The 13,054-nt window shown below is 60.6% G+C and carries 9 protein-coding genes; 3 read left to right on the top strand and 6 right to left on the bottom strand.

Going from position 1 to position 13,054, the window contains the following annotated elements:
• The first annotated feature begins 1 nt into the window (after position 1).
• Together QM716_RS24930 and QM716_RS24925 are read left to right on the top strand one after the other, a co-directional pair.
• Entirely contained in the window at positions 2-649 is a 648-nt protein-coding gene (locus QM716_RS24930; RefSeq protein WP_283306829.1) for a HemK2/MTQ2 family protein methyltransferase, read from the top strand.
• On the top strand, positions 646-5,019 hold the full coding sequence (locus QM716_RS24925) for a non-ribosomal peptide synthetase (RefSeq protein ID WP_283306828.1): 4,374 nt from the start codon (positions 646-648) through the stop codon (positions 5,017-5,019). The genes QM716_RS24930 and QM716_RS24925 overlap by 4 nt, the downstream gene beginning before the upstream one ends.
• 3 nt (positions 5,020-5,022) lie before the next feature.
• Here QM716_RS24925 and QM716_RS24920 read toward each other — a convergent pair whose 3' ends face one another.
• The 3 genes from QM716_RS24920 to QM716_RS24910 form a co-directional block, all read right to left on the bottom strand.
• Positions 5,023-5,346, bottom strand: coding sequence for a DUF1003 domain-containing protein (locus tag QM716_RS24920; RefSeq protein WP_283306826.1), 324 nt, complete (start codon positions 5,344-5,346; stop codon positions 5,023-5,025).
• 189 nt (positions 5,347-5,535) lie between these two features.
• Positions 5,536-6,453 (bottom strand): acyl-[acyl-carrier-protein] thioesterase, encoded by a 918-nt coding sequence (locus QM716_RS24915; protein ID WP_283306825.1) that lies wholly within the window; start codon positions 6,451-6,453, stop codon positions 5,536-5,538.
• A 178-nt stretch (positions 6,454-6,631) separates the two neighbouring features.
• The gene (locus tag QM716_RS24910; protein WP_283306824.1) at positions 6,632-6,931 is read right to left on the bottom strand and encodes a hypothetical protein; all 300 of its coding nucleotides are present in this window, start codon (positions 6,929-6,931) and stop codon (positions 6,632-6,634) included.
• Between the two features lie 79 nt (positions 6,932-7,010).
• Between QM716_RS24910 and QM716_RS24905 the strand changes: the two genes are divergently transcribed.
• Positions 7,011-8,249 carry an HNH endonuclease signature motif containing protein gene (locus QM716_RS24905; protein WP_283306823.1) on the top strand — a complete coding sequence of 413 codons (1,239 nt, stop codon included), beginning with the start codon at positions 7,011-7,013 and terminating at the stop codon, positions 8,247-8,249.
• 86 nt (positions 8,250-8,335) lie between these two features.
• Here QM716_RS24905 and QM716_RS24900 read toward each other — a convergent pair whose 3' ends face one another.
• From QM716_RS24900 to QM716_RS24890, 3 genes are read right to left on the bottom strand one after another with little or no spacing between them, the layout of a single operon-like run.
• Positions 8,336-9,307: an antibiotic biosynthesis monooxygenase gene (locus QM716_RS24900; RefSeq protein ID WP_283306822.1), complete on the bottom strand. Its 972-nt coding sequence runs from the start codon at positions 9,305-9,307 to the stop codon at positions 8,336-8,338.
• Positions 9,304-11,997, bottom strand: coding sequence for a molybdopterin-dependent oxidoreductase (locus QM716_RS24895; RefSeq protein ID WP_283306821.1), 2,694 nt, complete (start codon positions 11,995-11,997; stop codon positions 9,304-9,306). Before QM716_RS24895 ends, QM716_RS24900 begins: the two co-directional genes overlap by 4 nt.
• A complete protein-coding gene (locus tag QM716_RS24890) occupies positions 11,994-12,818 on the bottom strand; it encodes an FAD binding domain-containing protein (protein WP_283306820.1) in 825 nt (274 codons plus the stop codon). The genes QM716_RS24895 and QM716_RS24890 overlap by 4 nt, the downstream gene beginning before the upstream one ends.
• Positions 12,819-13,054 lie beyond the last annotated feature (236 nt).

Below are 13,054 nucleotides of genomic sequence, written 5' to 3'. Positions count from 1 at the left end.
TGTGATGATTCGATTTCCCGGTGTCTATGCGCCTCAGAGCGATACTCGCCTCATCTCCGACGCAGTACGCGCCGAGAAGTTGGATGCGTCTTCTCAGGTTCTCGATCTGTGCTCCGGTAGTGGTGCGCTGAGTGTGTGTGCGGCCAAAGCTGGGGCGGGAACGGTTTTCGCCGTGGATATCTCACGACGTGCCACGGTGTGCACCTGGATGAACGGGAGACTCCGCGGCCACAGAATCCGCGTCCGTCACGGAGATCTCCTGGCCCCGTTTCACGGTCGTCGATTCGACCTCGTCGTATCGAACCCGCCCTATGTTCCTTCTGTCGGCGATCGTGCGCCGCGCACCGGCCGTGCTCGTAGTTGGGACGGAGGCAACGACGGGCGCCTGTTGATCGATCGCATATGTGCGACGGCACCGGGTGTTCTGCGGAAGGAGGGTACGATACTGCTGATCCAGTCCGCACTCAGCGGTATCGATCGCACCGTCGAACTGTTCGCCGACCACGAGCTCGAGGCATCGGTGGTGTCGAGGACGTCGATTCCTTTCGGCCCGGTCTTGCTGTCGCGCAGGCGATACCTGGAGTCGATCGGCGTCATCGATCCTGATCAGGTCACCGAGGAGATCGTCGTGATCCGAGCAAGACGATGACGCCGTTGACAGCTGCACAACGCTCGTTGTGGTTCGCTCAGACCCTCGATCCGACCACCCCTTTTGTGATAGCTCAGTTCGTTGATCTGAACGGTGAACTGGATGCGACTCGGCTGGAATCAGCGACAGTCGCCGCCCACCGTGAGTTCGGTGTTGCGGGCCTTCGTCTGCGTGTGAAGGACGGAGTGCCGGAACTGGACGACGACCCTGATGTGGCACTGGTAGGCGAAAGGCTGGATTTTCGTCCACACGACGATCCCGTCGAGGCAGCGATGACGTGGATGAAGCGAGAGTGGAGCACAGCAACTCTCGATCCGGATACTGCCCTCACCGTCGCAAATCTGTTGCAGGTCGGACCTCATCGCTGGTTCTGGTACTACCGTGCGCATCACATCGCACTCGACGGTTACTCCGCTGCACTTCTGATGCGCCGCACGGCCGAGATCTATCTGTCCGCTGGTCCGGTGAGGCCGGATCAGGTCGACTCGGTTGTGGCGGATCGCGCGGCGGCGGTTGCCCGCCAGGAAAGCCGATACCGAGAATCACAACGCTGTGTCCGCGATCGAGAGTTCTGGCACGAGAAACTCCGGTCAGTTCCTTCACCTCCGTCCTTGGGCACGAGTGCGACGGGTACTTCTCGGCGGAGAATGTTGCGGGCGAGTGGCACAGTGCCACTGTCCGATCTCTCGGCAGCAACCGTGATATCGGCGTTCGCGTCATACGTCGCGCTAATGTGTGGTGTCGACGACCTGTGTTTGTCGCTGCCGGTATCCGGACGAGTGACTGCTGCGTCGAGATCGTTGCCAGGGGCGATGTCGAACGTGGTTCCTCTGGTACTTCACGGAGTGGGTACATCGACCCCCTCCTCGGCGGTATGCGTTGTCGAAAGCGCACTGAGCGAGGCACTTCGGCACCAACGTTACCGCCGGGAGGACATTTCCGCTCTGATTGACGGCCGAGGGCAGTCGAACGTGCAATCGTTCGGTCCGGTCGTCAACATCATGCTGTTCGACAGGACCCTGACCCTGGGTGCGGTACGAGGTCACGTCGAGATACTCACGACCGGACCGGTCGACGATATTGCGCTCAACGTCTACCCCGGTTACACAGGGAACGTTCGTGTCGATCTCGAGGCCAACGGTGCGCTGTACAGCTCTGCCGAACTTTCTGCGCATCATGATCGATTCGTTCGGTTCCTCGAGGCCTTCGTCGACACACCGCCGGATCATCCTGCTCCGCCTCTGTGGACGGATGTCGAGCTGGGAGCCACGACGCCGGCGTGTGGCGAGCTTTCGGTCGAGCCCAGAAGTCTTGATTCTCTTCTGCGTTCCGCAGTGCACCACGCTGCCGATTCGGTTGCGATCTCCGACGGTGATCGGTCATGGACCTACGGGCACCTCGATCGGATGGCGGAGATCTGGAGTCGACGCTTGAAGTCCGCCGATGTGGGCCCCGATGATGCTGTCGTGGTGGCGATCCCGCGATCCATCGAATCGGTCCTGGCAATGTGGGCTGCGGCGCGTGTGGGAGCCACATACGTACCGATCGATCCGGCCCACCCCGCCGAACGGCTCGTGGACATGCTCGGTGTATGCAAACCGAAGATCGGGCTCACGACTTTCGGGTTGCGAAATTCGTTGCCGCACGACCTCGAGTGGCTGTTTTTGGACCGTGACCCCGGTGCTCTCGGGCCGTCCTTCGACGCCAAGCCCGCACATGTCGATCATCGGGCCTACATGATCTTCACCTCCGGCTCCACCGGCCGGCCCAAAGCGGTGTCGGTCACTCACCGTGGCCTGGCCAATTTGGCTACCGACATTCGCGAGAAATACGAGCTGGATTCACGCTCTGTCGTAATGCATTGTGCTTCAACCAGTTTCGACACATCCGTCGTAGAGATGCTCGCGCCCGCTCTGTTCGGCGCCTCGTCGGTGATCTGCCCACCCGAGACTGTTGGTGGATTCGAGCTGGAAGACCTCATCTGCCGCCATGACGTGACACATCTACTCGTAACACCTTCGGCGCTCGCAACATTGGCTCCGGAACGGGTGACCTGTTTGAAATTCCTGATAGTCGGTGGCGAGAAATTACCGCACGAACTGATGCGCCGGTGGGCGCCGTTCGTGCGTGTTCGAAGCGCGTACGGTCCTACCGAGGCGACATGCAGCGTCACCATCACCGACGTCTTGAACGTCGACGATCGTGTGACACTCGGGCGCCTCATGCACGGAGGCCAGGCGGTGGTTCTCGACGCATCGCTCAATCCGTTGTCCACCGGGGCCGCGGGGGAGCTCTACCTGTCGGGACCCGGTTTGGCCAGAGGCTACGAGGGTAGGGCGGGGGAGACGGCTGCGCGTTTCGTTGCGTCCACTCTTTCAGCCGGGCAGCGCATGTTCCGAAGCGGCGATCGGGTCCGATGGACAGTCGACGCCCAACTCGAATTCCTCGGCCGCACAGACGATCAGGTGAAGGTGCGTGGGCGCCGAATCGAACTCGGTGAGATCGATTCCGTCCTGTACGGCCACCCGTCGGTCGAGTTCGCAACGACGATGGTCCGCGATCTTGCCAACGGCTCGCCGGCGCTGGTGAGTTACGTGAAACTGCACCCGGGAATGGGGGATACAGATGCAAGTATCGAACGGCTTCTGACACAAAAGTTGCCTGATTACATGATCCCGGTCGTCGTGATTCGAATCGACGCGGTTCCGCTCACCACGAACAAGAAAGTCGATCGGAGCGCGCTCCCCGCACCCACATTCGAGCGGAGGGAAGCGGTAAGGGGCGCAACACCGATCGAGGCCCGCATCATCCGTACCTTCGAGGAAGTGCTCACGGCCACCGAGATCGGCCACAATGATTCGTTCTTCGATCTCGGGGGAGACTCATTGTCTGCAACCCGTGTGATCGGCCGCCTCAACGCTGAATTCGGCACCAACCTCGGTGTTCGCGATCTGTTCGACTCGCCGAGCGCCGCCGCGCTCGCGAGTTCCTTCGGCCCGCACGCTGGACGGGTGCCACCATTGGAACGTGCACTCGACGCCTCGACGCCGGTGCTTTCACCTGCACAGGAAAACATCTGTCGAGAACTCACCTCACCTGCTCTGTACAACCTGCCCTTCACAATTCGCGTGCGTGGCAGACTCGATCACGACGCGTTGGCTTCGGCGGTGCACGACGTAATGGCCAGGCACGAAACACTTCGAACCGTGTATCCGGATGTCGAGGGTTCGCCCCGCCCGCTGGCAGTGAGTCCGGACCGGATTCCGCGCGGACTTCCAGTGTTCGAAGGGAATTCGAGCGATGTAGAGTCGATAGTTCACCAGACTCTCTCCGGGGGTTTCGATGTGCGTTCCGAGATCCCCATTCGCTTGATGGTATGTGCATACAGTCGCGACGATCATCTGTTGGCAGCGGTTGTCCATCACATCGCGGCAGATGGATGGTCCCTTGCCATTCTCGCGCGCGACTTGTCCATCGCGTACGAGGCTCGCGCGCGGAACACGAACCCGACGTGGCCGGCGACCGCGGTGCGGTACTCGGACTACGCCAAGTGGCGCACGGCAATTCTGGGAGCGCAGCGTGCGCCGACCGACCTCACCGTCGGTCAACTCGAACACTGGGCGACGGTTCTCGACGGGGCACCGAGCGAGATTTCGCTGCCACTCGACCATACTCGACCCTCGATGTGGACATTCGGGGCCGGGCGAGTCGAATTCTTGCTCGATCCCGAGACTCATCGCGGGTTGACGACGTCTGCAAAGCGAGCCGAGACCGGGGTGTTCACTGTCGTTCACGCCGTCTTGAAGGCGACACTGAGTGCTCTGTCCGGTGACCATGACGTCATCATCGGTAGCCCGGTCGCAGGCCGGGGCCATCCGAAACTCGACGACCTCGTGGGCATGTTCGTGAACACACTCGTTCTACGCACTCACGTCGACGTTACGGCGGACTTCGACTCTCTCGTAGCCGAGTGCCGCCGAGTTGAACTGTTGGCGCACGATCACAGTGATGTGCAGTTCGAGCGACTGGTCGACTATCTCGATCCTCCTCGTCACGCGTCGTTGCACCCGTTCTTCCAGGTGGCAATGTCGTTCGAAAACTTTCCTGCCGCAGTGCTCGAATCCGACGGGTTGACCTTCGAGGTCACGCCGCGGCCACTCGACATCGCCAAATGCGATCTTCATTTTCACTTCGCCGAAGTGTTCGACGAAACCGGTGAACCTGCCGGGATCGAGGTGGCTCTCGTCTACTCGTCCGATCTCTTCGACGCAGCTACTGCCACCCTCTTCGTCAAAACCCTGTCCGCAACCGCGGATGCTCTCGTAGCGAGTCCGGATGCGGCGCTGCTCGCGCTGGACACGACGCGGTGACGGTTAGCGTGCGGTGTGTTCCGGAGTGCAGACATGCTTGTGGATTTCCCGCGAGAGTCCAGCGACGGTCTCGGTCAGTGCCGTGTTCGCCTCGATCAACTGTCGGAGTTGATTGGTGTTGTCGAGGGTATGAACTGCAACTTCGCTACTGATGGCATCCGCCCGTTTCGCCGAGATCAACAGAATTGCTCCCTGCATGCCGGCAAGCATCGACAAAAATAGATTCAGCAGAATGAAAGGGTAGGGATCAAAACCGGTATCGCCGTTGAACCCCGCCCAGATTCCCATGATCGCGATGAAGACGAAGACGAATGGCCACGACCCCATGCCGTTGCGGACCACATCGGCCGCACGTTCTCCGCGGGTCAGCTCGGAACCGGTGCGTACTGCCGGATGCAGGTGCCATCGATTCTTGTTTCCTTATGTCATCGTTCGACGTGTCATAGTTCGCTATTGTGCGCTCGTTCCTACCATCAGAGTACGAGCAGGACGCCCGCGACGGCCAGGTTGGAACAATCAGTTGTCGGCGACATCTCTCGGCAACCTCGACTGACTCGAAGCACGGTGCGGTGGCGTCCGATCCGATTTTCGACAGACGTTGCTGTCAGATCCGTCGGGTTCACTCGGGGAGGGCGACCCAATCGTATCGGCAGGAGGTTTCATGAAGTGAGCGATGGCGTGGGTTTCGCCGGCACAGACGAACCATGCGGTGCTCGCAACTGCGTCGTAGTTGGTTCGGATCTCGACGGTCTCGTCGGCTGTAGTGGGCTTGATGTATTCGAGAACGGCTCGGAGGGGCTCCTCTCGCAAGGTTGAATGCTTGCGCATGACAGATTCGGCGGGCTGCCAGTAGACGGCGTTGTTGAGATGATGAAATGGATCGATATCACTTGCTCGTAGAGGAAACTCCTGACCCTCGGTGTTGGGCCCGGGGGTTCTGATCCGTGGTTGCCAACTGAGTCGATGCTGGTCGGTTGTCGAGGTCAGCGGCGCCGGGAAGTCTTCGCTGATGCTCGAAGGCATACCGTTCTGAGGATTGATGTTGATCCAGAATCCGTCGGTTTCGATCAACCCACCAGCTTCTGACTCGATACTCACCCGCATGGTGCACCAGCGACTGGAGAGGGCGGAACACCACCGGTGCAATCGAACGGTGTCGGGCCAGATGATCGGTCTGACGGCATCGATGACTGTTCGACGAACGAGCCACACCGGGTGGGTTCGTGCCGCGCCGTTTGCTTCGAGGTTATCGAAACCCAGATCTTGCAAGTAGCGAGCTATCGCGTCGAGTCGCAGGCTTCGGTCAGGGTGGACGTCACCAGTTCGGACGGGCCACGAATTGCTGAAGACCTCGCCCAGGGTGGGGCGCTTGGGAAGTGGATCCCGTACCGATCCAACACGATTCACGTGCGTTCGTGATGCAGAGGATCTCATCGTGCAGCGCTCTTTTCGTTGGTTCGGGCGGTCCAGCGTCCGGCGCGGATCGATATTGCCATCGGTGATTGTCTGACTCGAGCCAAGGTGTTTCGACGAATTCTTGGAGAGTTCTCAGTGCTGCGTGGCTTCGCGGTTCACTGCGGATGTATGCAGGATTGCGCCATTGCCAGAGAGATCAGTAAGCCTGCAGCGCATTGCATTCCGACTCACCCTCGGCCGGAGTGACATAGCGACTGTGAAATATCACGTGCGCCTCCTTGATGTCACTGGTCAGGTTGATGTCACTGGTCAGGTTGATGTCACTGGTCAGGTAGTCGTGGGTACCGAGCGAGCCAGGTATCGCAAAGATGATCTCCCCGGGTATTGCGGTTCTCAGTACAGGGACTGTTTGTTCGCCGTCCAGATGATGCGGGAGTAAAGACTGTCGGCTGCTGGCTTCCTGCTTCGTGAATTCGTGAAAGTTATGTACTTTCAATCGGTCTCGAGTTCGATGTTTCTTGAACCTGTCCGCTTTGTCCCTGGATATCGAAAGTATGTTCGATTAAACTTTGAGCATGGACAGTCGGGAAGCGTGGCAGCTGGATGGTGAGGATCTCAAGAGCGAGATGCTCGACCTGGTGCGCGTCCGGCATGAGTTGCAGTCGCGGATGGTACTGCTGATCGTGGAGATGTTTTCCCGGGAGACTGTGGTCGGGAAGGGTTTTCGGGCGATCGCGCAGTGGTTGCACGGTTCGACAAATCTGGAGATCGGTGAGTGCAGCCTGCTGGTCAGTCTGGCGCGGCTGCTGTTGCTCGAACCTGTTGTCGCGGATGCTTTTCACCGGGGTGGGGTTGATGCGTTGAAGGCTCGTCAGGTGGCGTCGTTTTGTCAGCATCCGCCGAAGAACATGACCCCGGCGGACGTGGACAAGGCCCGCGAGATTTTGCTTGATCTGGCGTCGAAGAAGATTGCTGATTGTGATGCGGTGCGGGCGGCGATTCGGCGGATCGAGAAGCAGTACGGCAAGCGTGAGGACGGAGTACCGGTGGGTGAGGATTCGGAGCGTAATGAGTTCTACGCTTCGAAAGGCCTGTACGGGCGAGTGTCGGTGAAAGGTGATCTGGATGCCGTGAACGGTGCCCGTTTGATCACGTTGCTATCGAGTTTGTCAGCGCCGACGCCGGAAAAGGACGGCGTCAAGGACACCCGCACGCCGGCGTTGCGGCGGGCGGACGGATTCTGCGAACTGCTGCGGCGGTACGAGCGGGCGGGGTTGGGACCGATCGAGGGCGGAGTGAAACCGCACATCACGGTCACCGCCAGCGCAAAAGACATGACCGATATGCAGGCGCTGAAGAACTTGTTGCCGTCGACGGAGGAACTCGGGTGTGCGTGGGCGGATTGGGTGGGCCCGATCAGTCTCGATACTGCCCGGATGCTGGCGTGCGACTGCACCGTGACCCGGATCCTGTTGGATGAGAATGGTGTTCCACTCGACTGCGGCAAGGACGTGCGAACGGCGACGGTTCCGCAAAGGCGAGCGTTGGCGGTACGCGATGGCGGTTGTGCGTTCCCGGGGTGCGGGACACCGTCGGGGTGGTGCGATGCTCACCATATTGTTCATTGGGGTGATGGTGGCCCAACGGATCTCGATAATCTGATCTTGTTGTGTGGTCATCATCATCGAACGATGCACCACACGGAATGGCGGGTGGAGATCGGGCCGGATCGGAAGACGGTGTTCTATCCACCCATGTCGATCGACCCGTATCAACAGCCGATCGGCGGGAACGGTCCACCGACAGCCGCCTGAACGGATATCGCTGAAAATGCCAGCGTAGTGCACCGGGGAATAACCATGCCCGGGGCATACGCTGGCGTTTTCGTGTTCCGCCGAGTTCAAGGCAGCGACCAGAACTGAGTAGTCACTAGGTAGAAGACGACAACCCAGAACAGGGTCACAGCGGCGACGATTGCCACTCCTTGCGCGTTCGTCTTCGCGACAGGAATCCCTGGAGGCGGACGCAGCCAACGGCGGAGGAGTCGATTCACGTAGTACGGCATCGTGAAGAAACTCATGATGAAGCTCGACAACAGGTTGCCGATCAACAATCCCAGCCAGAGTGGCAGCTTCAGCGGTGACAGCGCCAAAGTAAGCAAGACGACAGTCGGGTAGAGACCGACCCAAACCGCGATCGAGGTTTTTGTCTCCGAAGGTGGAGGGGCCTCGTTTCCGTTCTCGTCGAAGGCAAACCAACTGCCGAACGAATTGTCGACGGTTCGCAGTTCGAAGTCGTGGAACTTACGGCCCTCGGCGAGGAGTTGTTGTCGCTCAGGCGAAGTCAGCCACGTATCGAGATGGGCGGCATTGTCGAAGCGATAGAGCAGCGTCCATTCGTCCTGCACACCGTCGACGGGGCGAAACAGCTCGGTGCCGCGAAAGCCTTCGAAAGCGCTCTCCACCTCGCGAAGACGCTCCTGCCAGGCAAGGAACTCGTCGATGCTGTCGTCACTGACCCGGTGCGTCACTACGACGGTCAGCAGCGGATCCGGAGGCTTGATCCCGCCGCTCACTACTTGCTGCGTGGCCGGTCCGTCGAAGTACTGACGGCCGTTCTCGAGATAGTCCTGCCTCGTCGCGCTGTTGATCCACGCTTGAACATGGGCGATGGAGTCGAATCGGTACACGATCACCCAATCAGGTTGGGTGGGGGTCGGAGCCGCAATTTCTGCCCCGAGAAAGCCGGCGTAATCTGCGGCCGCGCGGTTGAGATCTTTCTGCCAGACCTCGAACTCTTTCTCCAGTCCGGCACGCACTCGCTGGCCGATGATTACTGTTGCCACGCTGTCCGCCGACGTGTTTGCGGTCATCGGTTCAGACCCGTGTAGATACGCTCGGGGGTGAGCGGTAGCGACCGGAATCGCGACCCGGTGGCATCCTGCAGTGCGTTCGCCAGCGCAGGAGCAACCGGATTGATGCAGCACTCTGCCATTCCCTTGGATCGGAGCGGACCAACGGAGTCGGACGAATCGACGAGGATCACCTCGGTGCGAGGGACGTCCGCATAGGTCGGTATCCGGTAGTTACGCAGGTTCGGGTTCATCATCGCGCCATGCGCGTCTACGTGGAAGTTCTCGGTGAGAGCGAAGCCGATGCCCTGGGCGACGCCACCTTCGATCTGTCCCCGGACCTGCGCCGGATTGATGATCACTCCGGCGTCGGTGGCCTGAACGCTGTAGAGAATGCGGATCTCACCGGTGATGCGGTGGACGGCAATCCGAAAGCCATGGGTATTGGACACCACGCTGCGCGGAGATCCGTACGCCTTCCGCGCTTCCGTGAATCGGATCCCGCGCGGGCGTGCAGCCTCGAGTACCTCTTGCAGAGTTACCCGAGTGCTACCGCAGACGATCTTGTCGTCGTCCATCGAGCACTGATCGATGGCGACGCCGGTGTGGTGTGCGGCGAAGGCCAGCAGTCGGTCACGTAGCGCGTTCGACGCGCGAAGGACGGCGTTGCCGGCAACAAACAGTCCGGCGCTGGCGAAAGCGCCTGTGTCGAAACCGGTTCGGTCGGTGTCCGACTGGATGATTCGCACGCGCGACGGTGTGGTGCCCAGCTGATGTGCGGCGATCTGCACGTGGGCGGTAGAGGTTCCCTCACCGAATTCGACTGTGCCGATGGCAAGTTCGTACACACAGTCTTCGCCGAGGGTGAGCCAGGCCTCGGAAATGTGCTCGGTGGGAGGCGCTGTCTCATGTAGTGAACTGGCGGTACCGGTTCCGACAAGCCAATCGTCTCCGAGGGATGGGACCGGATGGCGGTTCAACGCGGCGTCGATCAGATCGATGCATTGCCCCAGCCCGTCTTCGGTGAAGATCACGTCGTCGGGGCCGTCCTCGAGTGCTACCAGCGAATCGCCCGGTCGCACGATATTGCGTCGACGCAGGTCGAGTGGGTCCATGTCCAGCGCGACGGCCAATTCGGTCATCGCCGATTCCACCGCAAAGGCAGGTTGAGTCATACCGTATCCGCGCAACGCACCACTCGGAACATTGTTCGTGTACACGGAATACGCATCGAACTTCTTGTTGGCACAGCGGTAGAGCGAGACCGCCGCGCCGCCGGCAAACAGAGTTTCGCCGCCATGGTTCCCGTACGCACCGGTGTTCGAGATGTTTCGGTACTGAAAGGCCGTGAGGGTTCCGTCTGACTTGGCACCCAGTTTGATCGTCAGCTTCATCGGATGACGCGGTGACGCGGTGGTGAACTCTTCTTCGCGGGTGAATTCGAGGCAGACGGGACGGCCGGTGTCCAGGGTGGCGAGCGCCACCAGATCTTCGCTGATCACTTCTTGTTTTCCGCCGAACCCGCCGCCCACGCGTTTGCAGAACACGCGTAGTTGATCCGGGCGGAGGTCGAAGAGGTGGGCGAGTTTGACCTTGGCGATAGAGGGGGACTGGGAACTTGTACGAACGTGAAGGCGGCCATTTTCCATCCACGAGATCGACCCATGAGTCTCGAGGTGCGCGTGCTGAACCCGTGGGGAGAAGTAGGTGCCTTCGTGGATGACGTCGGCCTCGGCGAACCCGGCATCGACGTCGCCGACATGGCCGTGAATTTCGAGCAGAATGTTGCGCTCGGGATCGCGGACGAAGGGATCGTCGGAGCCGTGCAGGGTCGGCGCGCCGTCGGCCATGGCCTCTTCCGGATCGAACACGGCAGGCAGGATCTCGTAGTCGACTTTCACCTTCCGGCGGCCTTCTTCCGCAGCGACGATTGAGTCGGCGAGTACGGCGACCACTCGCTGACCCACGAAACGCACGACGTTGTCGAGGATGTACGTGTCGTCCGGATCAACAAGGTGGTCGGTATGAATTGCCGTGGTGAAGAGCTTGCGCGGCACGTCTTTCCAGGTGTAGACGCGGTGGACGCCAGGGACGGCGAGAGCGTCGGTGGTGTCGATGGACACGATGCGTGCATGGGCGTGAGGTGAGTGCAGCACTTTCAGGTGCAGCATGCCGTCGATTTTGGTGTCCATCGTGTACTCGGCGCGTCCGGTCACCACCTCGGTCGCCGCCGGCGCGCCTACGCTTGTTCCGACTGCTTGACCGGGAAGGGCAACCTCGATTGCGCTGACGCCATTGACCGCGTCTTCGATGGATCGGTATCCGGTGCAACGGCACAGGTTTCCCTTGAGCGCCCGCGGCAAGTCTTCTTTCTGCTCGTCGGTGAGCGCCGCCGAGGTCATGATCATTCCGGCAGTGCAGAAGCCACACTGAAATCCGGGTGCGTCTCGGAACTGCTGCTGAATCGGATGGAGATCTTCGGGCGTGCCGAGCCCCTCGATGGTGGTCACGTCGTGACCGTCGGCGCGAAACGCCGGTGTGATGCAACTGTGTATCGGTGCGCCGTCGAGCCACACGGTGCAGGCCCCGCAGTCACCGCCGTCGCAACCCTTCTTCACCCCGTGGTGTCCGAGGTGCCGAAGAAACGTGCGCAGACACTGACCGGGGAACGGTTCCTCGTCGAACTTTCGTTCGTTCACCGTGTAGCTCATGACAGGCTCCCCGTCAGTTCGATTCGCAGCTCGTCGGCGTAGTGACGAGCGAGGTGAAGGCGGTGGTCGGGGGCTCCGTTGGGATCGTCGAACCAGCTCTCGGCGGGGATGGAGTCGACAGCTCGTCGCAGCGATTCTTCGTCTGGCATCGCGTCGAACGTCAGCCGGATCGGATGCGTTGTGCCCGCAGTGATGGTCAGGTGAAAGTCGTCCGTGTCAGGCGTCTGTACCGCGATCATGAAGAGCGTTGATCGCCCGAGGTGAGTGAGACTGAATCGGCGGTGGGCGTGCCGTTTGGTGAGCGAGTGCACCGGGAACTCGATGCACCGAAGAACTTCGCCCGGCTCCAGGACGTTCTGGTGGTCGCCGGTCACGAAGTCGCAAGCGTCGACGGTCCTGACACCCCCGTCGGTAGCCCACAGTGTGAACGTGGCCTCGAGTGCTACCGCAAGCGTGATCATCGGTCCGGCGGGAAGTGACATGCAGATGTTGCCGCCGACGGTGGCCGCATTCCACACTTTGAACGAGGAGAGGAAGTATTCGCAACTGACGCGAATAAGTGGACTTGCGCGCCAATTATCCGGTGGTACAAACGCATACAGTTCGGCAACTGTGCACGTAGCTCCGACGCTGAAGTGAGTCGCGCCGATGTCCAGTGGTGTCCAACCGAGTGCTGTGAGGTCGACGAGTCGACGTGTGTCGGGTTGTTCCGCTGAGAACAGCCAGGTTCCACCGGCAAGCCAGGCGTCGCCTGGACGCCACACGTCCCCTGGGCGATCCGGTGGTCGGCGTATCACGTCGGTAATGGTGGTGATGTCCATGCGCCTGCTCCCCTCGGGGGACGTGTCGTCTAGGAGTGGGACATTACCGAGGTGACGGGCCACATTCACACTTTTAGTGCATATCCGGCACGCGAAACACGAGCGAAACGTGTGCGACATCGACCGGTGGATCGCTGCTTGTGCTGGCCGATTCTGGGTACGACTGCTTGAGAGGCGCGATCAGCCTCTTGCTCTCGCGCTGTTGATTCGGACGCGGCTACGCACTCGGCGGCCGC

The sequence above is a fragment of the Rhodococcus sp. IEGM 1409 genome, from assembly GCF_030056735.1.
Classification (GTDB): Bacteria; Actinomycetota; Actinomycetes; order Mycobacteriales; family Mycobacteriaceae; genus Rhodococcus_F.
Note: the sequence above shows the minus strand (reverse complement) of the source record. Positions and strands in the feature narration are given on the sequence as shown.

What these genes read in the sequence shown, in the direction of transcription:
- QM716_RS24925 (WP_283306828.1), top strand. Translation starts at nt 646, where the DNA reads ATGACGCCGTTGACAGCTGCACAACGCTCGTTGTGGTTCGCTCAGACC.
- QM716_RS24920 (WP_283306826.1), bottom strand. Translation starts at nt 5,346, where the DNA reads ATGGGGTCGTGGCCATTCGTCTTCGTCTTCATCGCGATCATGGGAATC.
- QM716_RS24915 (WP_283306825.1), bottom strand. Translation starts at nt 6,453, where the DNA reads ATGAGATCCTCTGCATCACGAACGCACGTGAATCGTGTTGGATCGGTA.
- QM716_RS24905 (WP_283306823.1), top strand. Translation starts at nt 7,011, where the DNA reads ATGGACAGTCGGGAAGCGTGGCAGCTGGATGGTGAGGATCTCAAGAGC.
- QM716_RS24900 (WP_283306822.1), bottom strand. Translation starts at nt 9,307, where the DNA reads ATGACCGCAAACACGTCGGCGGACAGCGTGGCAACAGTAATCATCGGC.
- QM716_RS24895 (WP_283306821.1), bottom strand. Translation starts at nt 11,997, where the DNA reads ATGAGCTACACGGTGAACGAACGAAAGTTCGACGAGGAACCGTTCCCC.
- QM716_RS24890 (WP_283306820.1), bottom strand. Translation starts at nt 12,818, where the DNA reads ATGGACATCACCACCATTACCGACGTGATACGCCGACCACCGGATCGC.